The 22,912-nt window shown below is 71.2% G+C and carries 23 protein-coding genes; 12 read left to right on the top strand and 11 right to left on the bottom strand.

Going from position 1 to position 22,912, the window contains the following annotated elements:
* Positions 1-13 precede the first annotated feature (13 nt).
* Complete coding sequence (locus tag ABNG04_RS05440; protein ID WP_371160712.1) at positions 14-238, top strand: hypothetical protein; 225 nt, start codon at positions 14-16, stop codon at positions 236-238.
* A 67-nt stretch (positions 239-305) separates the two neighbouring features.
* Here the strand turns inward: ABNG04_RS05440 and ABNG04_RS05435 are convergent, their stop codons facing one another.
* On the bottom strand, positions 306-1,316 hold the full coding sequence (locus ABNG04_RS05435) for a hypothetical protein (RefSeq protein WP_371160710.1): 1,011 nt from the start codon (positions 1,314-1,316) through the stop codon (positions 306-308).
* A 244-nt stretch (positions 1,317-1,560) separates the two neighbouring features.
* On the opposite strand from ABNG04_RS05435, the gene carB reads away from it, so the two are divergent.
* The gene (gene carB, locus ABNG04_RS05430) at positions 1,561-4,791 is read left to right on the top strand and encodes a carbamoyl-phosphate synthase large subunit (protein WP_371160708.1); all 3,231 of its coding nucleotides are present in this window, start codon (positions 1,561-1,563) and stop codon (positions 4,789-4,791) included.
* A gap of 66 nt (positions 4,792-4,857) precedes the next feature.
* Here carB and ABNG04_RS05425 read toward each other — a convergent pair whose 3' ends face one another.
* Positions 4,858-5,472, bottom strand: coding sequence for a nitrous oxide reductase accessory protein NosL (locus ABNG04_RS05425; protein ID WP_371160706.1), 615 nt, complete (start codon positions 5,470-5,472; stop codon positions 4,858-4,860).
* 105 nt (positions 5,473-5,577) lie between these two features.
* On the opposite strand from ABNG04_RS05425, the gene ABNG04_RS05420 reads away from it, so the two are divergent.
* From ABNG04_RS05420 to ABNG04_RS05410, 3 genes are read left to right on the top strand one after another with little or no spacing between them, the layout of a single operon-like run.
* Complete coding sequence (locus ABNG04_RS05420) at positions 5,578-7,644, top strand: NosD domain-containing protein (protein ID WP_371160704.1); 2,067 nt, start codon at positions 5,578-5,580, stop codon at positions 7,642-7,644.
* Complete coding sequence (locus ABNG04_RS05415; RefSeq protein WP_371160702.1) at positions 7,641-8,435, top strand: ABC transporter ATP-binding protein; 795 nt, start codon at positions 7,641-7,643, stop codon at positions 8,433-8,435. The genes ABNG04_RS05420 and ABNG04_RS05415 overlap by 4 nt, the downstream gene beginning before the upstream one ends.
* Complete coding sequence (locus ABNG04_RS05410) at positions 8,432-9,295, top strand: copper ABC transporter permease (RefSeq protein WP_371160700.1); 864 nt, start codon at positions 8,432-8,434, stop codon at positions 9,293-9,295. The genes ABNG04_RS05415 and ABNG04_RS05410 overlap by 4 nt, the downstream gene beginning before the upstream one ends.
* A 55-nt stretch (positions 9,296-9,350) precedes the next feature.
* Here ABNG04_RS05410 and ABNG04_RS05405 read toward each other — a convergent pair whose 3' ends face one another.
* Positions 9,351-9,704, bottom strand: coding sequence for a DUF7471 family protein (locus ABNG04_RS05405; RefSeq protein ID WP_371160698.1), 354 nt, complete (start codon positions 9,702-9,704; stop codon positions 9,351-9,353).
* Between the two features lie 112 nt (positions 9,705-9,816).
* Between ABNG04_RS05405 and ABNG04_RS05400 the strand changes: the two genes are divergently transcribed.
* The 4 genes from ABNG04_RS05400 to ABNG04_RS05385 all read left to right on the top strand — a co-directional run bounded on the left by ABNG04_RS05400 (position 9,817) and on the right by ABNG04_RS05385 (position 12,817).
* A complete protein-coding gene (locus ABNG04_RS05400; RefSeq protein ID WP_371160696.1) occupies positions 9,817-10,329 on the top strand; it encodes a winged helix-turn-helix transcriptional regulator in 513 nt (170 codons plus the stop codon).
* A gap of 54 nt (positions 10,330-10,383) precedes the next feature.
* Entirely contained in the window at positions 10,384-11,238 is an 855-nt protein-coding gene (locus ABNG04_RS05395; protein ID WP_371160694.1) for a sulfite exporter TauE/SafE family protein, read from the top strand.
* A 122-nt stretch (positions 11,239-11,360) separates the two neighbouring features.
* Positions 11,361-12,050, top strand: coding sequence for an SCO family protein (locus ABNG04_RS05390; RefSeq protein ID WP_371160692.1), 690 nt, complete (start codon positions 11,361-11,363; stop codon positions 12,048-12,050).
* Between the two features lie 125 nt (positions 12,051-12,175).
* Complete coding sequence (locus ABNG04_RS05385) at positions 12,176-12,817, top strand: DJ-1/PfpI family protein (protein WP_371160691.1); 642 nt, start codon at positions 12,176-12,178, stop codon at positions 12,815-12,817.
* Between the two features lie 10 nt (positions 12,818-12,827).
* Here ABNG04_RS05385 and ABNG04_RS05380 read toward each other — a convergent pair whose 3' ends face one another.
* Positions 12,828-13,298 carry a universal stress protein gene (locus tag ABNG04_RS05380; protein WP_371160689.1) on the bottom strand — a complete coding sequence of 157 codons (471 nt, stop codon included), beginning with the start codon at positions 13,296-13,298 and terminating at the stop codon, positions 12,828-12,830.
* Positions 13,299-13,445: 147 nt separating this feature from the next.
* Positions 13,446-14,420, bottom strand: a complete 975-nt coding sequence (locus ABNG04_RS05375) for an aldo/keto reductase (RefSeq protein ID WP_371160688.1) — start codon at positions 14,418-14,420, stop codon at positions 13,446-13,448.
* A 128-nt stretch (positions 14,421-14,548) separates the two neighbouring features.
* On the opposite strand from ABNG04_RS05375, the gene ABNG04_RS05370 reads away from it, so the two are divergent.
* Positions 14,549-15,190 carry a ribonuclease HI family protein gene (locus ABNG04_RS05370; RefSeq protein ID WP_371160686.1) on the top strand — a complete coding sequence of 214 codons (642 nt, stop codon included), beginning with the start codon at positions 14,549-14,551 and terminating at the stop codon, positions 15,188-15,190.
* 34 nt (positions 15,191-15,224) lie between these two features.
* Here ABNG04_RS05370 and ABNG04_RS05365 read toward each other — a convergent pair whose 3' ends face one another.
* The gene (locus tag ABNG04_RS05365) at positions 15,225-15,578 is read right to left on the bottom strand and encodes a DUF8062 family protein (RefSeq protein WP_371160684.1); all 354 of its coding nucleotides are present in this window, start codon (positions 15,576-15,578) and stop codon (positions 15,225-15,227) included.
* A 58-nt stretch (positions 15,579-15,636) separates the two neighbouring features.
* Entirely contained in the window at positions 15,637-16,689 is a 1,053-nt protein-coding gene (trmB, locus tag ABNG04_RS05360; protein WP_371160683.1) for an HTH-type sugar sensing transcriptional regulator TrmB, read from the bottom strand.
* A gap of 168 nt (positions 16,690-16,857) precedes the next feature.
* Here trmB and ABNG04_RS05355 point away from each other — a divergent pair, with 168 nt between their 5' ends.
* Together ABNG04_RS05355 and ABNG04_RS05350 are read left to right on the top strand one after the other, a co-directional pair.
* Entirely contained in the window at positions 16,858-17,919 is a 1,062-nt protein-coding gene (locus ABNG04_RS05355; RefSeq protein ID WP_371160681.1) for a mechanosensitive ion channel family protein, read from the top strand.
* 43 nt (positions 17,920-17,962) lie between these two features.
* Positions 17,963-19,534: an MATE family efflux transporter gene (locus ABNG04_RS05350; RefSeq protein ID WP_371160679.1), complete on the top strand. Its 1,572-nt coding sequence runs from the start codon at positions 17,963-17,965 to the stop codon at positions 19,532-19,534.
* 13 nt (positions 19,535-19,547) lie between these two features.
* Here ABNG04_RS05350 and ABNG04_RS05345 read toward each other — a convergent pair whose 3' ends face one another.
* The 4 genes from ABNG04_RS05345 to ABNG04_RS05330 form a co-directional block, all read right to left on the bottom strand.
* Positions 19,548-19,775, bottom strand: a complete 228-nt coding sequence (locus tag ABNG04_RS05345) for a DUF7385 family protein (RefSeq protein WP_371160678.1) — start codon at positions 19,773-19,775, stop codon at positions 19,548-19,550.
* A 65-nt stretch (positions 19,776-19,840) separates the two neighbouring features.
* Positions 19,841-21,043 (bottom strand): DUF418 domain-containing protein, encoded by a 1,203-nt coding sequence (locus ABNG04_RS05340; protein ID WP_371160676.1) that lies wholly within the window; start codon positions 21,041-21,043, stop codon positions 19,841-19,843.
* A 54-nt stretch (positions 21,044-21,097) separates the two neighbouring features.
* A complete protein-coding gene (locus tag ABNG04_RS05335; protein WP_371160674.1) occupies positions 21,098-22,162 on the bottom strand; it encodes a Gfo/Idh/MocA family protein in 1,065 nt (354 codons plus the stop codon).
* Between the two features lie 107 nt (positions 22,163-22,269).
* Positions 22,270-22,794, bottom strand: a complete 525-nt coding sequence (locus ABNG04_RS05330) for a hypothetical protein (protein WP_371160672.1) — start codon at positions 22,792-22,794, stop codon at positions 22,270-22,272.
* Between the last annotated feature and the right edge of the window lie 118 nt (positions 22,795-22,912).

The following is a 22,912-nucleotide window of genomic DNA, read 5'->3' as shown; positions in this document are numbered from 1 at the left end:
GTACGTAAGACGTATGAGCGCCGGTGAATACGACCGGTACGACCGTATCCGCGGCGTGCTCGCCGACGCCGACGAGCCGCTGACGGCGCGGGAGATCCTCGCGCTCGTCGAGGAGTGCGACGAGTGCGAGGCGATCGACAGCCCGCACCGGGTCGCCACGGTGCTGGGGCGGCGAGCCGAGCGCGGGGAGGTCGAGGTCATCGCGGGGCAGCCGTACCGGTACCGGCTCGCGACCTGACGGTTGGGATCCGCCGTGGCGGCGCGCCCCGACCGGTCCGTCGCCGAGCGGTCGCGGACGGCGGTCCTCACGGGGAGACTATCAGATCGAACCGATAGACCGCGTCTCGGTAGTTCACGACGACGTTCCGGAAGTCGACCCGGTCCCCGTAGCTCGCGATCGGTTCGAGGTCCGCCGCGATCCCGAGCGCGCCGAGCGCCTCGTCAAGCGCGGCGGACGGCGGGGCCCCCTCCTCGTAACGGCGAGGTTCCTCGGCGATCGCGTCGTCGAGCACGGCGGCGGCCTGCTCCGAGAGGCCGCCGCCGGCGAGGTCCCGGTCGACGATCCGGTCCCGCGCGCGCTCTTCGAACTGGCTCCGCGTGTCCGCGACTTCGTCGAGGACGTACGTCCACTCGGGCACTCGGACCGTTCGCCGCTCCGCGACGGCGCGGAAGTACTCCTCCTCGTACTCGACAAACTCGAAGGACGGCGACGGGACGAGGTCGCTCGTAGCGGCGTCGAGTCCGCCGTGGAACTCGACGGTCTGGAGGTCGTCGAACTCCGGGTCGCCGAGAAAGCCGTCGTGACCCGCGTAGACGGCGTCGAACGCCGCGTCGAGCACGCGCTCGTCCTGGTCCGAGAGGTCGAACGGCGGCCGCGCGACCGCCGCGTCGTCGGGCGGCGTCTCGTCGACGCGGTCGAGCGCGAAGTGCCACCGTTCCCGTTCGAGGCGTCGCTCCTCGGCGATCCGAACCTCGTAGAAAGTGCCCTCGCGTTCGAGGAACGTTGGCCGCGGCCGCGTCTCGGTCCCCCACCGGTCCCGCCCGACGAGCGGCCACTGCTCGACGGTGACCCTGCCCGTCTCGAACAGCTCCGAGACGAGAGAGGCCTTCCGCTCCGTCGAGAAGTCGACCCGAGTCACGGCGTCGACGGCCGTCGGATCGGGCCGCAGGTAGGGGCGACCGATCGACGAGAGGTCGAGTTCGTCGGCGATGAGCGCGTACGCGTCGAGGCTACCGGAACCCAGACACCCGGCGGTCGCGGCCGTCGCGGCGGCAGCGCCGAGCAGTCGGAGGGCACGGCGGCGGGAACAGGCCATTGTCGTTCGCAACTCCCCGGCTTCTCGATAAATTCCTTGTGGTGACGGGGTGGCTCCGCCGGTTCGGTGCGCACTGGTCACGCCCGGAGCCTGTCGCGGGTCGGACTCGCGTCGGCGGTGTCGCGCGTCGTGCTGTGTTGTACCACCCACCGCGGTACCAAGTGGCTTGCGAAAATCGCAAACTCGCTGCGAGATTCGTACTCTACCGCCGACCTTATTACGATGAGCGTATTCGGTCCGCGTAATGAGCGAGGACCGGACAATTCTTCTTATCGGCAGCGGACCGATCCAGATCGGACAGGCGGCCGAGTTCGACTACTCGGGGGCGCAGGCGTGTCGCGCGCTCCAAGAAGAGGGGGCGCGCGTCGTCCTCGTGAACTCGAACCCGGCGACGATCATGACCGACCCGGAGACGGCCGACCGGGTGTACATCGAGCCGATCACGCCAGAGGCCATCGCGGAGGTCATCCGCATCGAGGAGCCGGACGGCGTCATCGCGGGCCTCGGCGGCCAGACCGGGCTCAACGTCACCGCCGAACTCGCGGAGGAGGGCATCTTGGAGGAGCACGACGTCGAGGTGATGGGGACGCCGCTCGACACCATCTACGCCACGGAGGACCGCGACCTGTTCCGCCAGCGGATGGAGGGGCTGGGGCAGCCGGTCCCCAAATCGACCACTATCTCCTTGGACGAGGGCGAATCCGTCACCGACTTCGACGAGGAGGCGTTCCGCGGACGCGTTCAGGAGGCGGTCGACGCGGTCGGCGGCCTCCCGGTCATCGCGCGGACGACGTACACCCTCGGGGGCTCCGGCTCCGGCGTCGTCGACGAGTTCGAGGAGCTGGTCGAGCGCGTGCGCAAGGGACTCCGCCTCTCCCGTAACAGCGAGGTGCTCGTCACCGAGTCCATCGCGGGCTGGGTCGAGTTGGAGTACGAGGTGATGCGGGACGCGGACGACTCCTGTATCATCATCTGTAACATGGAGAACATCGACCCGATGGGGATCCACACCGGCGAGTCGACGGTCGTCACCCCCTCGCAGGTCATCCCCGACGACGGCCACCAGGAGATGCGGGACGCGGCGCTCGAAGTGATCCGCGACCTCGGCATCCAGGGTGGCTGTAACATTCAGTTCGCGTGGCACGACGACGGCACGCCGGGCGGCGAGTACCGCGTCGTCGAGGTGAACCCGCGCGTCTCCCGTTCCTCCGCGCTCGCGTCGAAGGCGACCGGGTACCCGATCGCCCGCGTCACCGCGAAGGTCGCGCTCGGCAAGCGGCTCCACGAGATCGACAACGAGATCACCGGCGAGACGACCGCCGCCTTCGAGCCCGCCATCGACTACGTGGTGACGAAGGTGCCGCGGTGGCCCATCGACAAGTTCGACGACGTGGACTTCGAGCTCGGCACGGCGATGAAGTCCACCGGCGAGGCGATGTCGATCGGCCGGACGTTCGAGGAGAGCATGGTGAAGGCGCTGCGCTCCTCGGAGTACGACCCCGCCGTCGACTTCGACGAAGTTGCCGACGACGAGCTGGAGTCGGAGTACCTCGAACGCCCCAGCCCGGATCGCCCGTACGCGATGTTCGAGGCGTTCGACCGCGGCTACGACGTCGACGACGTGATCGACCTCACCGGCATCCACCGGTGGTACGTCGAGCGCTTCGAGAAGATCGCCGCCGGGACCGCGGCGGCCGCGGAGGGCGACTTCACCGAGGCCGCGATGGTCGGCCGCACCGACGCCGAGATCGCGGCGACCGCGACCGCCGGCGGCGTCGACGCCAGCGTCGGCGACGTCGAGACGGCGGTGCCAGACCGCACCTACAAGCAGGTCGACACCTGCGCGGGCGAGTTCGAGGCCTCCACGCCGTACTACTACTCCGCGCGGCTGCCGGAGTTCCTCCAAGGGGCCGACACGGCCGGCGCGGCGAACGAGGTCCGCGTCGACCCCGACGTCGAGAGCGTCGTGGTCGTCGGCGGCGGCCCGATCCGCATCGGCCAGGGCGTCGAGTTCGACTACTGCGCGGTCCACGCGGTGCGCGCGCTCCGGGAGCTCGGTATCGACGCGCACGTGATCAACAACAACCCCGAGACGGTGTCGACGGACTACGACACCTCCGACGGCCTGTTCTTCGAGCCCATCTCCGCGGAGGAGGTCGCCGACGTGATCGAGACGACCGGGGCCGACGGCGTGATGGTCCAGTTCGGCGGCCAGACGTCGGTCAACGTGGGCGAACCGCTCGAAGCCGAGATCGAGCGCCGCGGGCTCGACTGCGAGATCCTAGGGACGAGCGTCGAGGCGATGGACCTCGCGGAGGACCGCGACCGCTTCAACGTCCTGATGGACGAGATGGGAATCGCTCAGCCCGAGGGGGGCACCGCGACCAGCGAGGCTGAGGCGCTCGAACTCGCCCACGAGATCGGCTACCCTGTCCTCGTGCGCCCCTCCTACGTGCTGGGCGGCCGCGCGATGCGGGTCGTCGAGGACGACGCGGAGCTGGAAGAGTACATCGAGGAGGCGGTCCGGGTCTCCCCCGACAAGCCGATCCTCGTCGACCAGTTCCTCGACGACGCGGTCGAACTGGACGTCGACGCGGTCGCCGACGGCGAGGACGTCCTGCTCGGCGGTGTGATGGAACACGTCGAGAGCGCGGGCGTCCACTCGGGTGACTCCGCGTGCATGATCCCGCCGCGGTCACTGGGCGAGGAGACGCTCGGTCGGGTCCGCGAGGTCACTGAGGACATCGCCTGCGCGCTCGACACGGTCGGCCTGCTCAACGTCCAGCTGGCGGTCACCGGCGTCGACGACCCCGACGCGGACAGCGAGGTGTACGTGCTGGAGGCGAACCCGCGCTCCTCGCGGACCGTCCCGTTCGTCTCGAAGGCGACGGGCGTCCCCATCGCCAAGCTCGCGGCGAAGGTGATGACCGACGACCTGACGCTCGCCGACCTCGACGCCGACGAGCAGATCCCCGAACACCGCAGCGTGAAGGAGGTCGTCCTCCCGTTCGACCGCCTGCCGGGCTCGGACCCGCGTCTGGGGCCGGAGATGAAGTCGACTGGCGAGGTGATGGGCACCGCGACCTCCTTCGGCAAGGCGTACGACAAGGCGCAGGACTCGACCGGCAAGCCCATCCCGGAGTCCGGCATCGCCGTCGTCGACCTCTCGGCGGAGGAGTTCCCCGACCCCGGCACCGAGGCGGGCGAGGCGCTCGTCGACGGGTACGCGGAACACTTCGATCTGAGCGGGGCGACGGACCTGATCGAGGCCGCGAAGCGCGGCGATCTCGACCTCATCGTCTCGCGCCAGCGCGACCTGCTGGAGGTGGCCGTCGAAGAGGAGATTACCTACTTTTCGACGCACGCCTCCGCGACGGCGGCGCTGGAGGCGCTCGACCACGCCAGCGACGACCTCGACGTGATGGCGGTCTCCGACCGTCCGAAGCGCGTCGAGCGGTGGGGCGCCGGGGAGTAGTCGGGGCTCGGGGACGGAGTCGGTCCCGGACCGAACATAACTCATCGCAGCGGTCGCCGATTCTTTTCAGAGGGCCTCCAGCGTCGCTCGCTCCACCTCGGTCGCGGCCATCGCCTCGCCGCCGTACTCGGCGGTGAACTCCTCGACGTCGCCGTCGTCGCTGAACGGGACCAGGTCGGGCCCCATCGCGCCGATGACCTCGCTCCGCACGACGACCGTCAGCTCCGGCTCGCGCGCGAACGCCTCGCTCTCGACGTGGGAGGAGAACATCGTGTCACCGCCCGACTCGAACACCTCTTGATCGACCGCCGAGTAGTCCGTGAGGAACGTCGCCAGCGCGGTCCGGCCCTCGCCCTCTGCGTCGAAGCGGTAGGTGTACGTACAGGTCCCGCTACAGAACTGCGCCGGGCGCCCGCCCTCCGGCTCGTCGTCCTCGAAGTGGACCTGGCCGACCGTGCCGGGGTGGTCCGAGACGATCATGCCACACTGGTCGCAGGCCTGGTCGTCGCCGATTGAGACGGGACTGATCGACGCCGACTCGTCGCCCGCACAGCCGGCGAGACCGGCAACGCCGGCCGCGGCGACGCCGCCCAGCAGCGCCCGCCGAGAGAGCGGCGACCCGCCCGCGGATCGGTTCGTCTGCGCGCCGGAAGTGGCAGTCGACAGATTGGTCGGGTTCATATCTCTCACTTACCGAACGGCCCTCTTAGCCCCTCGGGACGCGTTCAACGGTGCGTTCGAGGAACGAACCAGACCTGATAAGTCGTCGCCGTTCGAAGCTCACGTGTGGCAGTTTTCGACCCCGACACCGCCCGGTCGCGTCGCGTCCGGCTCGCGACCGTCGGCCTCGTCGCGCTCGCCGCGGTCGTGACGGCCGGCGCGTTCGCCGCCGACCCGAGCGACTCGGTCCCCGAGCCGGTCGCGTACGACGACGCGGTCGAACTGGGGCTCTCCTCCGAGACGGACGCGCTGATGGCCGGGGATGCGACGCTTCCCCGGGTCCAGGTGTTCTACTCGCAGCTCCAGTACGTCGTCGGCTACAACGGGGTCGGGTCGTTCGCCGCGTCGCTGTCGGACGGGCGGACCGACCGACAGTTCGGCTACCCCCTCGTCGCGTACGTCGACACGTTCGACCACCGGAGCCCGCACACGACCGACTCGGGGCTGCTCGCCGCGAGCGGGTCCGGGGGGTGGACGCCGGTGGCGGAGGCCCGGTACGTCGTCGGCAGCGACGCGCACACCCCGGCGGGCGAGACGGCCGTCCCGTTCGCGACCGAGGAGGCGGCCGCGGCGTTCGCGGCCGAGTACGGCGGCTCAGTCGTCGGCTGGGCGGGCGTTCGCAATCGGTCGTTCGGCGTCGGCTCCGCGGCGCTCGTGCGGGCCGCCGCTCCGGAGCGCTGGCGGACGGCCGACCGGCGGATCGCCGCGGCGGAGCGGCGCGCGGACCGACCGGTCTCGGTGGTCGTCGGCGAGGACGCGCCGACGATAGCCGCCGCGGTCGAAGCGGCGCCGCCGAACACGACCGTCGTGGTCCCTCCCGGAACATACGAGGAGACGGTGACCGTGAACCGGTCCGTGACGATCGCCGGCAGCGCGGCCCGGGGAGCGGGGACCGGACCGGCCCGCGTCCGCGGGAACGGAAACGGCTCGGTGATCACGGTCCGCGCGCCGGACGTGGCGCTCACCGGGCTCCGGATCGGGGGGACCGGGAACCGGACGCGGGACCCGGACGCCGCCCGCGAGTCGCGCGACTCCGAGGGCGGCACGTGGGACACGAACATCCAGCTGGGGTACGGCTACGGCGACGCGGGGATCAAGGCGGTCGGCGCGCCGGGGTTGGTCGTCGACGACGTCGTCGTCGACACGAACGCGAGCGGCCTGCTGCTGCGCGAGGGGTCCGACGCGACCGTCACGGAGCTCCGCGTCGACGGGACCGACGAGTGGCAGGACGGGTTCATGGGCATCACTGGGATGGAGTCCCGCGTCACCGTCGCCGACAGCCGGTTCGAGGGCGGTCGCGACGGGATCTACCTCCACCGCGCGGACGGCTCCGTCGTGCGGAACTCGACGTTCGCGGACAACCGGTACGGGACGCACCTCATGTACACCGGCGACGCGCTGGTAGCCGACAACGCGTACCGGAACGAGCTGTTCGCCGGCATCACCGTGATGACCAGACCCGCCGGCAACGTGATCGTCGGCAACGACGTCCGGGACTCGAGCGCGGGGATCCAGGCGTCAGGGACGAAGACGTACCTCGGCTACAACACGCTGGTCGGCAACGAGCTGGGCTTCTCCACGAGCGCCCGCGGGTCGCTGTACGAGCACAACGTCGTCGTCGACAACGAGCTCGGCGCGCGCGCGACGACCGTGGTCCCGTCGAGCCGGGTCGTCGCGAACGACTTCGTCAGCAACGGGGACCACGCCGCCGCCGGTGCCGGCGCGCTGCGGGTGTGGGCCGACGGCGACCGCGGGAACTACTGGGAGGGCGCGAACGTCGAACCGCGCGACGCCGGGAGCCGCGCGTACCGCCCGACGTCGCCGGTCGACGCGGCGCTCCACCGCGAGGCGAGCGCGGTCACGGTGCGCGAGTCGCCCGCCGCCCGGCTCCTTGACCGCCTCCGCGGGACCGTCCCCGGCGCGCGGTCGGGGAGCATCGTCGACCCGGCGCCGGCGTCCGCCCCGTACCACCCCGAGCGAGTCGACGCCGCGACGGCCGACGGCGACGCGGACCGACCGATCCCGACAGATTGGCGGGCCGCACTCGGGGAGTCGGCGAACGCCACGGCGCTCCGCGGCCCGACGCCGCGGCCCCCTTCCGACCGGCTCGCGGCCGTGGGAGGCCGGCGATGACCGACGAGCCGTCCGCGACGCTCGACGGGGTCGCGCGCACGTACGGCGGCGTCCCCGTCCTCACCGACGTGTCGCTGTCCGTGGGAACGGGCGTCACCGCGGTCGTCGGCCCCAACGGCTCCGGCAAGTCGACGCTCCTCGGCGTCCTCGCCGGTGCCGTCGAGCCGACGGCCGGAACGGTCCGGTACCGGCACGGTGGCCCTCGCGAGGGCGGGGACAAGCGCGTCGGCTACCTCCCGCAGCGGGTCCCGTTCCGCGACGGCCTCACCGCCCGCGAGACGCTCGGGTTCTACGCGGCGCTCGTCGACGGCGACCCGGACGCCGCGCTGGCGGGAGTCGGGCTCGCCGACGCGGCCAGAAAGCGCATCGAGACGCTTTCGGGCGGGATGCGCCGGTTGCTCGGGATCGCGCAGGCGACGCTCGGCGACCCGGCGGTCGTCGTCCTCGACGAGCCGACCAGCGGGCTCGACCCCGAGATGCGCGAGCGGGCGTTCCGGGCGGCGGCTCGCGCGGGCGACGACGCGGCCGTCGTCGTCAGTTCGCACGACCTCGACCTCGTCGACGCGCACGCGGACGCCGTCGTCGTCCTCCGCCGCGGGTCCGTCGCCGCGGGGGGACCCCGAGAGCGACTGCTCGCCGAGCACGACGCCGCCGACGTCCGCGAGCTGTACCGCGCCGTGGTCGGGGGCTCGCCGGACGGACCGGGATCCGGCGATGAGGCGAGCGACGGCGACGCCGATGGTGAGCGCGACGCCGAGTCAGTTCACGTCGCGGGGGTGTCGGACCGATGACGAGCGCGGTCGCGGGCGTCTGGCTCGTCTTCCGCCGCGAGCTGGCGACGGTGCGCCGAACCCCGGGCTACGCCGTCCTCGCCGTCGGGCTGCTAGTCGTGCTCGGCGGGCTCGTCGCGGTCGGCGGCGGCGGCGCGACCGGGTTCGTCCCCGCGGTCGTCGACCTGCTGTTGCCGACCGAGGTGTTGGTGCCGCTGCTCGCGGTCGTGCTGGGCTACCGCGCGCTGTTCGCCGACGCCGCGAGCGGCGAGCTTGCCGTGATCCGGACGTATCCGGTGAGCGCGGCCGAGTACGCCCTCGGGGTACTGCTGGCGCGGACGACCGCGCTCGTGGCGATCGTCGGCGGGCCGTTCGCGCTCGTCGGCGCGTACGTCTGGTTCACCGCCGCCCCGGACACGGGCATCTTCGCCACCCACGCCGGCGTCGACTCGCCGGTGCTCTTCGTCCGGTTCCTCGCGTTCGTCGTTCTGTTCGGCGCAGCGTACCTGTCGCTGTCCGCGGCGGTGTCGGTGGTCGCGACGAGCCGGCGGAGCGCGGTGGCGCTCGCCGTCCTCGCGCTGCTCGCGGGGGTCGTAGGCGGCGACCTCGCGGTCCTCCGGTCGCTGTCGGCCGGCGGCTCGGCGAGCGGGGTCGCGGGGTCGATCGCGCTCACACCCAACGGGGCGTTCAGGGGGCTCGTCTTCGAGCACGTGATCGGCGTCGCCTTCGCGCCGGAGGGCGGGTTCGTCGCGAGCGGGCGGGCGGTCGCATCCCTCGTCGGCTGGACCGTCGGCGGGGGCGTCGCGGCCGCGTCGATCCTCGCGTTCCGGTCGCACGTCGACGTGGCGCTCGAGCGGACCCGAGAGCGGTTCCGGCAGTGAGCCGGCGGGAGTGGGGGACTCTCTCCGGGACATCCGACGCGCCCGCAGCGGCGCGTCACTCGGTCGCCGCGTCGTCGCCGACCGCCCCCGGCGCGTGCGCGTACACCGCGTAGAGGACGATGGCGGCGATCAGGAAGTCGAAGCTGTGCGCGAGGAGGTGGTGGACCGGCATCGGCACGACCCCGAGAACGGTCCCCGCGCCGACGACCGACCGGGCCAGGAGCGCGCCGACGGCGAGGGAGATCAGTCGGTACTGCGCCCGTCGACGCCGTCGGTACGCGGCGAGACTGACGGTGAAGAGAAGACCGGTCCCGAGTCCGGCGGCGACCACGACCGCCAGAATCGGGAGCGACCCCTCTACCGACCACCCGGCGAGCGCCGACACCGATCTCGATAGCGACCCCGTCATGCTCCCCCGTTCGACGGCGACAAATAAGAAGACACTCCCGGTCGCCGTTCTCAGACGAGGGGACCGCGCGAGCCCCTTTTATCCAGTCCGACGGTAGCGCGAACAGTCAGAAATGTCGGACACCAGAGCCCGGATCCGACGTCACGTCCGCGGCACGCCCGGCGTCCACTTCAACCGGATCAGCCGCGAGCTCGACATCGCGACGGGGCAGACCCAGTACCACCTCCGACGGCTCGTCCGCGACGGCGAGCTGGCTGTCGAGCGGATCGGCGGGCGTGCGCACTACTTCGACCCGGACACGGACGCGTGGGACCGACGGACGCTCGCGTTCCTCAGGCGCGAGACCGCGCGGGAGATCGTCGTCCGGCTCCACGCGTCGGGGCCGACCCGGCCGGTGGCGCTCGCGGACGACCTCGACCTCGCGAAGAGCACGGTGTCGTGGCACGTTTCGACGCTCGCCGACCACGGGATCGTCGAGAAGTCGCCCGACCGCCCGATGACGATCTCGCTGGCCCGCCCCGACCGGACGGCGGCGCTGCTCGACGAGGTGTCGCCCTCGCTGCCCGACCGGCTCGTCGACCGCTTCGTCCGGACCGTCGACTCCCTCCTCGACGCAGAGGGCTGACCCGTTCGCCGTTCGCACCGGATCGGTTAGCGCCACGGGACGCGTTCGTCCGACATGGGCATCCTCACTGGGACCGAGACACTCCGGGCGCTCGTCGCGGGCGTCGGGACGGCGACCTGCGAACCGAGCGGGTCCCTCTACGCGACCGACTCGCTCGGCCTCGGCGTCTTCCTCTTCGTCGGACTGTTCGGCGGCGCGCACTGTCTCGGGATGTGCGGGCCGCTCGTCACCACCTACGCCGACCGGATGCGGGCCGGCGAGGGGGGCGGCGAGCGCGACGACGACCTCACCGTGCGGCAGGTCCGTCAGCACGCGCTGTTCAACCTCGGTCGGACGGCGAGCTACGCGGTCCTCGGCGGCCTCTTCGGGCTCGCCGGGAGCCTCGCGTTCGTCACGGGGCGGACGGTCACCGCCGTCGCCGACGATGTCCACGCGCTCACCGGCATTCTCGTCGGCGCGGCGATCATCGCCGTCGGTGCGCGGTACGCGCTCCGACTGAAGCTGGAGTCAGTCCCAATACCGGGATTCGACCGGGCCGCGAGCGCGGTGAGCGACCGGATCGTCGCCCGCGTCGACGCGTGGGTCGGCGACTGGCGGATCGCCGGGCTTGGGGCAGCCCACGGATTTCTGCCGTGCCCGCTCCTCTACCCGGCCTTCCTGTACGCGTTCGTCCAGGGGAGCGCGCTCGGCGGGGTCGCGGCGCTGGGACTCCTCGGCCTCGGGACGGTGCCGTCGATGCTGCTGTTCGGCACCGTGTTCGGGTCGATCCGCCTCGAGACGCGGCTCCGGATCCACCGCGTGCTCGGCGTCGCGTTCGTCGCGCTCGGGTACGTCCCGCTCCAGCACGGGCTTGCGACGCTCGGCGTCCCGCTCCCGCACCCGCCGATCCCGTACTACGCGCCCTTCTGAGCGGTTCGGCGGTGGAGCGGGGCGGCGCCCCCTCGCCGCCGCGGGGTCGGCGGGTGCGCCGGCCGAGCGCGTTCGTCGATCGCACCAGACGCGTTATGCGCCGCTCGCCTGATCCGTCGAACATGAAGCGCCGAACGCTGCTCGCCGGCGTCGGGACGGCGACCGCCGGGTCCGTCGCGGGCTGTACCTCGCGCCTGTTCGGCGGGAGCCCGGACGGCGTCGTGCTCGACCCGCAGGAGGACCAGCTCGCGGACAGCGAGGACCTCGCGTACCCGGCGTACGGCCAGCCGCTCCCGTCGTTCGAGCTGCCGGCCCCGCTCGCGAACGAGACGTTCGACAGCGACGCGCTCGACCGCACCGCCCTCGTGACCGGCGTGTTCACCTTCTGTCCCGTCGAGTGTTCGATCCTGCTCCGCCAGTGGGTGATGGTCCAGCGCCGCGTCGCGGAGGCGGGACTGACCGACGACGTGTACTTCCTCCCGATCACCTTCGACCCCGAGCGCGACGACGCGGCGGCGCTCCGCGAGAACGCCGAGACGATCGGCGTCGACCGCGACGCGGGCAACTGGCGCTACCTCCGCCCCGAGACGCCGGCCCGCGCGAAGACCGTGGTCGAGGACCGGCTGGGGATCGGGTTCGAGCGGACGACGGAGAGCGACCGCCTCCCGGGGTACGACTTCACGCACCTTGTCGTCACGCTGCTCGTCAACCCGGACGGCGTCGTCGAGCGAGCCTACCGCGGCGAGCGCGTCGACCCGGAGCGCGTCGCCGCGGACGTCGAACGAGTCGTGGCCGCGTTCGCGGACCAGTGACGCGGCGCGGCGACTGGCTCGCGGGGTCGTGTCTCGGCGTCGCTTCGCGTCGCGCCTCGACGTTTCGGCGGGGACGCCTCCGCCGGAGGGGAACGCACAAGCCGCCCGCCGCCTTTCAGACCGGTGTGAACGTCGACGTTCTGGTGTACGACGGGTTCGACGAACTGGACGGGATCGGCCCGTACGAGGTGTTCGACTACGCGCTCGGCTTCGCCGCTGAGGGCGACGAGCGCGACGACGCCGAGAGTATGGGGCGCGTCCGGTACGTCACCCTCGACGACCGCGACCGAGTGACCGCGAGCCACGGGACCCGCGTCGGAGTCGACGGGACGCTCCCGGAGGCGGACGCCGACGACGCCCCCGACCTGCTCGTGGTCCCTGGCGGGGGCTGGAGCGCGCGCAACGAGGAGGCGAGCGCGTGGGCCGAGGCGCAGAAGGGCGACGTGCCGCGCGCGCTCGCCGCGCACCACGCGGTGGGCACCCGGATCGCCTCGGTGTGTACCGGGTCGATGCTGCTCGCGGAAGCGGGCGTCACCGACGGTCGCCGGGCCGTCACGCACGCCGCCGCGGTCGATGAGCTCCGGGAGTCCGGCGCGGAGGTCGTCGACGCGCGCGTCGTCGACGACGGCGACCTCCTCTCGGCGGGCGGGGTCACCTCCGGCATCGACCTTGCGCTGTACGTCGTCGAGCGCGAGTTCGGGGGCGACGTCGCCGACCGCGTGGCGACGGTCATCGAGTACGAGCGGCAGTACGAGGTCGCGGAGTAGGCCGACGGCGTCAGTCGTCGCCGTCGTTCGGGAGGGGAACGTCGTCGTCGCCGTCTCCCCCCTCGCCCGTGGTCTCGCCGTCGGCATCGACAGTGATCACGGTACAGTCGAGCTGGCTGCGGAGGAACTCGTCGATGTCGGGGTCGGAGAGCAGCTTCTGGACCATCCGGCGCCAGCGTCCGGCCTGCTTCGAGCCGATGACGACGACGTCGGCCCCCTCTGCCACGATCTCCTCGAGGATCGTCTCCTCGACGAGGAACCCGCGGCGGACGACGTAGCGGGCGCGGTCGAGCCGGCCGATCCGTTCCTCGACCGCGCGCTTGAGGTCGCTGCGGGAGACGCCGCCGGAACGCTGGAACAGGTCGACGTGGAGCACCGTGAGGTCGGCGTCGCGCTCCTCGGCGACGCGGACCGCTTCTCGGAGCGTCGCCGCCGAGTGCGACGAGGGAGGGAATCGAACCGGGACCACGACGAGGGTCATGTCGAATCGGTCGCGCTCGTAAGGTAAATACACTGTCGGTGTGGCGGCTCCCCGGGGTCTGCGACGCGCGCGAGTCACTCCGCGATCGGCGCGTTCCATCCCGAGTTTGGCGGCCGACGAACCACTGGTTGCCCACCACTACGGGGGTCAGTCGTGGCCGTCGATCGGGACCGGCTCGTACGGCTCGGCCAGCCAGTCGAGGTCGGAGTCGGAGAGATCGATGTCGAGCGCCTCGACCGCGTCGACGACGTACTCGGGCTTCCGCGCGCCGACGATCGGCGCGTCGACCGCGTCCTGGTGGAGCAGCCACGCCAGCGCGATCTGCGCCATCTTCACCCCCTTCTCGGCCGCGAGCTCCTCGACGCGCTCGTTGATCTCCCGCCCGCCGCCGACCGCGTACGTCTCCAGTCGCTCGTGGAGGTACTGGTCCGTCTCGCCCCGGACGGTCGTCTCCAGCTCGTCGTGCGGGCGCGTCAGGAACCCGCGGGCGAGCGGGCTCCACGGGATCAGCCCGACGCCGCGCTTCTCGCAGAGCGGGACCATCTCGCGCTCCTCCTCGCGGTAGGCGAGGTTGTAGTGGTTCTGCATCGTGACGAACGGCTCCTGGCCGCCCCGCTCGGCCGCGTGGAGCGCCGCCGCGAACTGGTGGGCCCACATCGACGACGCCCCGAGGTGTCTGATGTCGCCGCGCCGGACGGCGTCGGTGAGCGTCCGCAGCGTCTCCTCGATCGGCGTGTCGTCGTCCCAGCGGTGGATCTGGTAGAGGTCGATCGCGTCCATTCCGAGCCGCTCCAGGGAGTTCGACAGCTCCTGTTCGATCGCCTTCCGCGAGAGCCCGCCCGAGTTCGGGTCGTCGTCCATCTGGAAATACACCTTCGTCGCGATCACCTGGCGGTCGCGGTCGTAGCCCTCCAGCGCCTCGCCTAACACGCGCTCGCTCTCGCCGGTGTTGTACGCGTTCGCGGTGTCGAAGAAGTTGACTCCGTGTTCGATCGCGGTGTCGACGACTTCCTGGGCCTCGTCGGCCGAGAGGTGCCATTCGGCGTCGCCGCCGAAGGTGTTTGTCCCGATCCCGATCCGGCTCACCTTCGTCCCCGAACGCCCGAGCGTGGTGTACTCCATACGACGGCCACGCGCGGCGGGTACGAATGCGTTCGGTTCGTGCTCATCGCCGCCGTCTTTTTGCCTGTGCCGCCGAAGCGGAACATGATGAGTCGGGTCAAAACGACGCGCTCGCGGGGGCGATAGCCGTGGACCAACTCCCTACCGACCGTCTCTCGCCGCTGGCGAGCCGCGTCGACGACGTCCTCGCCCTGTACGGCTACGAGATGCGACCGGCGATCGACGCCATCGACGACGCCGTCACCGGCTACGGCGGCCTGTTCGACCCGACGACGACCGACGCCGAGATCCGGACCGCGGTCGAGGCGGTCCTCGCCGCCGACCCGCCGCTGACGGGCGACGACCGGCGCGGGTCCGCCGACGAGGTCGTCCTCTACGTCGACGGGAGTTCGCGCGGCAACCCGGGGCCGGCCGGCGCGGGGGCCGTGCTGCTGGTCGACGACGACCCCCTCGGACAGCTGGGCCGACCCGTCGGGGGGCGCGCCGAGAACAACACCGCGGAGTACGCGGCCCTCCACCTCGGGCTGGAGGCGCTGGCCGCGCGCTGTCACCCGACCGCCGTCGAGGTCCGGATCGACTCGCGGACCGTCATCGACGACATCTGGGGCGACGGCGATGGGGTCGCGTCGGCCGCGCCGTACCGCCCCGCGATCCGGGACCGCATCGCCGCGCTGCCCGCCTGCGAGTGGACGCACCTGGTCGACAGTGACCCGAACCCGGCCGACGCCCGTGCCGCCGTCGGCGCGGACATCGCCGCGCTTGGTCCGTGACGAAGAGGCAGGAAGCGGGAGGTTTGCCAGCGCGCTACGATCGGTCCGCGTCGTCTCCGGGCGAGACGACCTCTGAGTCTCCCGACGGGGGTTCGAGGCGGACGGCGTGGCGCGTGTGTCGCGCGTGCGTCTCCGCCCAGCGACGGGCGGGCCGCTCCGCGAGGAACCGCTCGCCGGCCGGGCAGCGCTCGCAGCGGGCGGTCCACGGGCTCACGTCGTCCGGGTAGTGGCCGGTGTGTCGCTCGTGGTCGAGCGCGAACTGCTCGACCGCGTGGCCCCCGGGCGGGATCTCCTCGACCTCGCGGTCGAGGCGCCACTCGCGGCCGCACCGCTCGCAGGAGACGGTCGGTGCCTCCCGTTCGTCGTCGGGGAACGCGTCGTCGGTCACGGGGGCGCTTCGGTCCCCGGACACTTGAACGCCGACGCCGCGGCGTCCCGTCCCCGCCTCACAGCGCCGGCGGCTCGCCCCGCCCGATCACGATCTCCTGGCCCTCGACGTCCTCGAGGGCGGCGACACGGCCGCCGATCTCGACGCGGCCGTTCTCCGTCTCGACGACAAGCGACGCCACCTCCTCGGTCTCGACGATCGCGACGTCAACGACCTTCCCGCGGACCGTCACCTCCTCACCGGTCTCGATGTCGCGGCCCTCGACCGTCGCGTAGAACTCCTCGCCGTCGAACTCGCGGACATCCTTCACGGCGCGACGGATGGAGGCGTAGCGGCGCGGGAAGGGCCGCTCTTCCCCGTCGGCGGCGAGCGTCTCGGCGGTCGTCCACAGGACCGTCCCGAAGAAGCCCGAGACGAGGAAGCCGAGCGCGGAGCGGTTGAAGATGACGCCGTAGCGCTCGCGGTCGTCCCGGAGCGCGTCCTGGGTGGCGTACACCGAGTACTCGCCGTCGCCGACGGCGAGGACCGGCGTGGTGATGCCGCGGCGGGCGCGGGCGATGGTCGCGACTTCAAGGTAATCGAACTCCGCCGGGTCGGGCGCGTTCGACGCCGGGGTGACGAGCAGTTCGACGCTGACGCCGGCGGCGACCTTCGCGGCGAGCTCGTCGCGGAACCGTCGGAGGAGCCCGGGCGTGAGCGACAGCGCAAGCTCGTACTCCGCGTTCGCGATGACCTCTTCGAGGTACCGGAGGATCGTCGAGCGCGACTTGACCAGCGACACCGCCTCCGTCTCCCGGGTCGGCGCGGTGTACCGGGCCTCCAGCTCGTCGACCATCTCGGTGAACGACGAGCGCAGTTCGCCGAAGGCGTCCTCGGGGTCGACGGCGACGATCTTCATCGGCCGCGACTCGCGCAGCTCGACGAGCCCACGGTCGGAGAGGCTCCGGACGGTGTCGTACACCCGCGGCTGCGGGATGTCGGTCCGGTCCGCGATGTCGCTCGCCGTCAGTTCCCCGTGTTCCAACACCGCGAGGTAGGCGTCGATCTCGTACTCGCCGAGATTGAACCGGTCCCCGACGCGATCGAGCGTGTCCCGGAGATCGTCTGTCATACCGTGAAAAGGGGGGCGGGGATTATAACTTCTTACTATGAGCCGAGTTGTACGCGTTTTCGGAGCCTCCTCCTCCGCGCGGCGCGTCCCGTTCCCAGTCGTCGGTTCTTCCGCCCACGGTCGTTCGCGTGGAGAAATGCTTTTTCGGGTGGCCCACGCCGAATCGGCATGGTCTTTCGGGACGGGACGGCAGTTGTGGCGGTCATCTCGCGGGCCGCCGAGGTCGCGGCTCGGCTCGCGGACCTCCCGGGAGCCGACCTGCTGACCGTCGTCGCGTCGCTCGCGGTCGGCGTCGTCCTCGCCAACTTCCTCGTCCGGCTGATCGGTCGGCCGGTGGCGCGCCGCGTGTCGCGGCAGAGCGTCGCGCAGACCATCGTCCGCGGCGTCCGGGCGGGGACGATCGGGGCCGCGCTCCTCGTCGGTCTCGGGGCCGCCGGCTTCCGGTTCTCCGACCTCCTCCTCGGGACGGCGGTGTTCTCGGCGGTCATCGGTATCATCCTCGCCCCGATCGTCGGGAACTTCATCAACGGCGTGTTCGTCCTCGCCGACCAGCCGTTCGAGATCGGCGACATGATCGAGTTAGAGGACGGGACCGCGGGGTTCGTCGAGGACATCACGATCCGGTACACGAAGATATTCACGGTCGACAACACCTTCCTCGTCGTTCCGAACGGGACGATGCGCGAGCGCGACGTGACGAACCTCTCCGCCGAGGACGAGCGGACGCGGCGGTCGATCGACGTCCTCGTCACCTACGAGAGCGACGTCCCCGAGGCGCGTCGGACCATCGAGCGCGCCGCGCGGGACTGCGACGCCGTCATCGGCGGCGGACCCGACATCCGGATCGGTGTGGCGCGGTACATGGCCGGCCCCGACTGTCGCCTCCACGAGTTCGGCGACGACGGGATCCTCCTCCGGCTCCGCTACTGGGTGAAGAAGCCATACAAGCTGTCGAAAGTCCAGTCGGACGTCAACACCCGGATCCGGGAGCGACTGGCCGACGCTGACGTGGAGATGGCGTACCCGCACCGCCACCTCGTCTTCGACGACACCTCGGGCGTCGCCCGGGTCAACGCCGAGGCCGACGCCCGGACCGGTCCGGACTCCGACGCGCTGCGCCAGCATGGGGACCTCGACGGCGACGCCGCGGGGGACGGTGGCACCGCCGTCGACGAGGTCTCCGCCGACGCCAAGGGCGACGAGCGCGGCGACGGCGGAGCGGGCCTGTGACCGGATCGGAAGCCTGATAGAGAGCGCCCGTCGTTCTAACCCAGTGAGCGACGAGCCCGCTGCTGACCCGGACGACCCCTCCGACGGTGCGGCCGGCGACCCCGACGACGGCCCCCTCGACGGCGGGTCGATCACCGAGGGGAGCCTCCTCCGACCGCTGTTCCGCCTGGCGTGGCCGATCGTCGTCATCCAACTGTTACAGGTCACGTACAACATCGTCGACACCCTCTACCTCGGCCGCTTCTCGGCGGAGGCCGTCGGCGCGATCAGCCTCGCGTTCCCCCTGATCTTCCTGCTGATCGCGGTCGCCGGCGGCTTCACAACGGCGGGCGCGATCCTCGTCGCGCAGTACACCGGAGCCGACGGCGACGGCTCCGCGGGGCTCGTGGCGGGACAGACGATATTCACCGTCTCCGTGCTCTCCGTGCTGATCGGGATCGGCGGTTACTTCTACACCCGGCCCGCCCTCAGGATCCTCCCGAGCGACGCGGAGACCGCGGTGACGGTGATCCCGCTCGCGGCCGACTACATGGAGGTCATCTTCGCCGGCATCCCGCTGATGTTCGGGTTCTTCGTCTTCTCGGCGCTGATGCGCGGCTACGGCGACACGCGGACGCCGATGGCGGTCATGTTCGTCTCCGTCCTGCTGAACGTCCTCCTCGACCCGTTCTTCATCTTCGGCTTCGAGGGGAACCCGCTGTTCGCGTGGCTCGCCGCGGTGCCCGGCCTCGCGGCGCTCGACCCGGTCGCGCTGGAGGCGACCCTGCTCTCGATGACGGGGATCACCGGTATCGGGATCCGGGGGGCCGCGCTCGCGACGATCCTCTCGCGCGGCGTGGCGACCGCCATCGGGCTCTGGGTCCTGTTCGGGACCGGGTACGGGCCCGACGTGACGCTCGGGCACCTCGTCCCCGACCTCGACTTCATCCGCGACATCTTCCGGCTCGGGCTCCCCTCCAGCGTCGAGCAGACGACGAGCGCGCTCGCGATGATCACGCTCACCGCGATGATCGTCACGTTCTCGCCGCCGGTCGTCGCCGCCTACGGGCTCGGCAACCGGCTCATCTCGCTCGTCTTCCTGCCCGCGATGGGGCTCGGCCGCGCCATCGACACGATGGTCGGGCAGAACCTCGGCGCGAACCGCGCCGACCGCGCGGGCAAGGCGGTGAAGTTCGCCGCCACGACCGGCGCGGGCGTGATGTTCCTCGTCGCGGTCGTCGCCGTGACGTTCACCGAGCCCATCGTCGGGGCCTTCCTCGGCGACGTGCCGGACGCGCCGGCGACGATCGGCTACGCGGTCGAGTACGTACAGATCCGCTCGGTGGAGTTCGCCTTCATCGGCGTCTCGCAGGTGATCCTCGGCGCGTTCCGCGGGGCCGGCAACACGAAGACGGCGATGGTGATCTCGATCGTCACGCTCTGGGTCGGGCGGGTCGCGAGCGTGGCCTACCTCGTGTTCGTGGCCGGCTGGGGCGAGACCGGGGTCTGGGTCGGCATGGCCCTCGGGAACGTCCTCGGGGCCATCCTCGGCGTCGCGTGGTTCTCGCGCGGCACGTGGACCGAGCGGTACATCGACGATCCCGAGCCCGGCGTCGACCCCGTCGGAGACGACTGAGTCCCCCTCGAACTCAGTGCCGGAAGAGGTACACCGCGTCCTCGTCGCGGAGGAGACAGAACCGCGCGCCGTCGTTCTCCGGAAACGTCGTCCCCGTCTGCCTCGTGACGAATAGCCGCGAGAAGACACCCTCGCACACCGGACAGGCCATCTCCTCGCGGTTCTCCCAGAGGCTCGTCGCGCCGGAGTCGCGGAGCTGTTTCAGTTCGTGGCGGTGGTCATGGACGTCGAAGCCGCTCATGTGCGGGAGTTCGTCGGCGGGGTGTTGAACGTGTCCTCGCGAGTCTCAGTTCGGAGAACGCGGCCTCAGTTCTCCAGCCGCATCGGCTGGGCCTCTCCGTAAGTGAGCGTCCGCCACACCCACTCGACGGGGCCGAACCGGAAGTACCGCAGCCAGAGCACCGAGAGCGGGACTTGGACCGCCCAGATCGCCACGACGATCGCCATCGCCTCAACGCGGCTGACGGAGCCGAACAGTCCGAGCCCGTGGCCGTAGAATATCGTCGTCGCGACGACCGTCTGGAGGAGGTAGTTCGTGAACGCGGTGCGGCCGACCGCGGCGAGCGCGCGGGTCGCGAGTCCCTCCCCGCGCCACCGGACGAACAGGGTGACGAGGCCGACGTAGCCGCCGGCGACGAGGAGGCTCCCGACGTAGTTGAACTGCCGCCAGTAGAGGGCGGCCCCGGCGCTCCAGTCGTTCGCCTCGACGTACGCGACGCCCGCGACGACGATGCCGACGCCGACGACCCCGGCGGCGACGAGCCGGCGGTAGAACGCCGTCGAGCGCTCGCCGGTCAGCACGCCCTCCTTGTACAGCGCCATCCCGAGCAGCATCACGCCGCCGACGCGCCAGAAGCTCTGTCCGATGAACCCGGACGTCTGTCGCTGGAACGACGAGGAGACGCGGTGGCTCATCTGGTCGATCCAGCCGCCGCGGTAGGCGGCCACCTGCTCTCGGATCGCGGCCTCCGCGGGCTGCCACTGGGCGGCGATCGCCTCGCCACCGACCGACACCGCGGCGAACAGTTCGATGGCGGGGACGAACAGCAGGAACACCCCAGCGAGCGTGGTGAGCCGGCGCGCGTCGAGGTCGCGGACGAACAGCAGGAAGATGCCGGTGAGCCCGTAGGTGACGAGGATGTCGCCGTACCACAGCAGGTACGCGTGGAGAAGCCCGATGGCGATCAACACCGCGGTCCGGCGGAGGTGGAGGCGGGCGGCGTCTTGGCCCTTCTCCTCCTTACTCTCGACGAACAGCAGGACGCCGGCGCCGAACAGCGCCGAGAACACCGTGATGAACTTCGACTGCGCGAACACGTGGCCGGCGAACCAGGTCCAGTAGTTGAGCCCGGTGAAGTCGCCGTAGACGGTGGGGTTGAGCAGGGTCTGCTCCGGCATCGAGAAGACGCGGATGTTGATGACGAGGATGCCGAGCAGCGCGAAGCCGCGGAGCGCGTCGAGGCTGGTGATCCGTTCGGAGGGCGGCGTCGGGCCGGGATCGCGGGTCACGAGTTGTCACCGGAAACGCCGCCCAGCATCGAATAGGTTCCCATCGCTGCTGGCTCAGTCCAGCCGGACCGCCGCGCCGGTCTCCGCCGAGCGATAGATCGCGTTGACGACCCGCTGGACGCGCAGCCCTTCCTCGACGGTGTTGATCGACGGCGGCTCGTCCGCGGCGGCCGCCTCGAGGAACGTCGCCTGTTCGGCGGCGTGCGCGTCGCCGTCGCGCGTCTCCACGGTCGCGTCCGCGAGGTGGTGGCCGCCGCCGACGCCGGCCTCGTGGACGGTGAGGTCGTCGCTGCCGCGGTCGAACGTCGCGCCCGCCTCGGTGCCGCGGACGACGAACTCGTCGGTCGTCGGCCGGTTCGTCGCCCACGCGACCTCCAGGGAGACGGTGCTGCCGTCGGCGGCGCGGATGAACGCCGACGCAGAGTCGTCGACGTCGAACCCCTCCGGCCCGACGTCGTCACCCCACATGTGGACGTACGCGTAATCGTCGCGGCCGCCGAACTCCGACCGCGTCTCCCCAGTGACCTCGACGACCTCCGGGTGATCGAGGAAGTAGAGCGCCAGGTCGATCGCGTGGACGCCGATGTCGATGAGCGCGCCGCCGCCGGCGACGTCCGCCGACGTGAACCACGAACCTCGTCCGGGCACGCCGCGCCGCCGGACGTAGTTCGCCTCGACGTGAGTGGTCTCGCCGAACCGCCCCTCGTCTTGGTAGTGTTTGATCACCTGGACCGGCTCCGCGAACCGGTTGTTGAACCCGACCATACAGAACCCGTCGGCGTCGCGGGCGGCCTGAGCGATACGCTCGGCGCTGTCGAGCGTGTGTGCCAGCGGCTTCTCTAGGAGAACGTCGAGGCCGGCGGACAGCGCCGACGTCGCGTACTCCTCGTGGAACCGGTTCGGTGTGGTGACGAACACAGCGTCGCAGTCCTCGTAGAGGTCGCCCTCGTCCTCGTAGGCGGGGACGCTGAACTCCTCGTGGAACCGAGTGCGGGCGTCGGCGTCGACGTCCATCCCGCCGACGAGGTTCGCGCCGCGCTCGGCGAGCTTCGTCGCGTGGTGGGACCCGATGCCGCCGAGGCCGACGATGCCGACCGCGACGTCGTCCGGACGTGTCATAGGCGGCGTTCACCACGAGCGTTGTTAAGGCTCACGTCCAGGCGAACGCGAGGAGGAATGACGCGGGCGAGCGCCGACGATCGGGACGCCTCGGGGAGTCGTCGCGGTCACGCGACGGCGACGAGCAGCGCTAGCGCGACGTCGACCGCCGAGAGAGCGCTCCCGACTACCGCTGCCGCGCCGTCGGCCACCGCTGCGGCGTCGACCGTCGCTGGCGACATCGAGTCGACAACGTCGAGGAGCTCGCCGATCGACCCCGCGTTCCCGGCGAGTGCGTCGCGCGCGTCGAGGAGGGCGCGGAACCGCTCCGGCTCGCGGGCGACGACGAACCGACCGACGGTCCCGCCCGTCGCGAGGAACGCGACCGCTGCGAGTACCCGCGATATCGAGATCAGCTTCAACAGGAGCGGGAGCGCGAGCGCTAGGGCCAGCGCGGCGACGACGCCCGTGACGACCTCGCCAAGCGACCCGCCGGCCGCGAGGTCGACGACGCCCGCGCCGGACAGCAGGACGAATCCGCCGACCGAGAGGGCCAGCGTCCCCCACATGAACGCCGCGAGGAGACGGACCGGTCCGTCGTATCCGCTCCCGGCGTCGTCCGGGACGTCGTCGTGGACCCAGGGATTGCGCATATCCGAGGTCGCGGGGCGACGAACATATAGATCGCTTCAGATCTCAGAAACGCTCGGCCTGAAACCGAGCGGGCGGCAAAATCGGCCGGACACCGGTCTCGCGCGGGCCGCCGAGACC

The sequence above is a fragment of the Halorubrum miltondacostae genome, assembly GCF_041379815.1.
Classification (GTDB): domain Archaea; phylum Halobacteriota; class Halobacteria; order Halobacteriales; family Haloferacaceae; genus Halorubrum; species Halorubrum miltondacostae.
The sequence above is the reverse complement of the archived record's forward strand: the minus strand, read 5'-3'. Positions and strand labels throughout refer to the sequence as shown.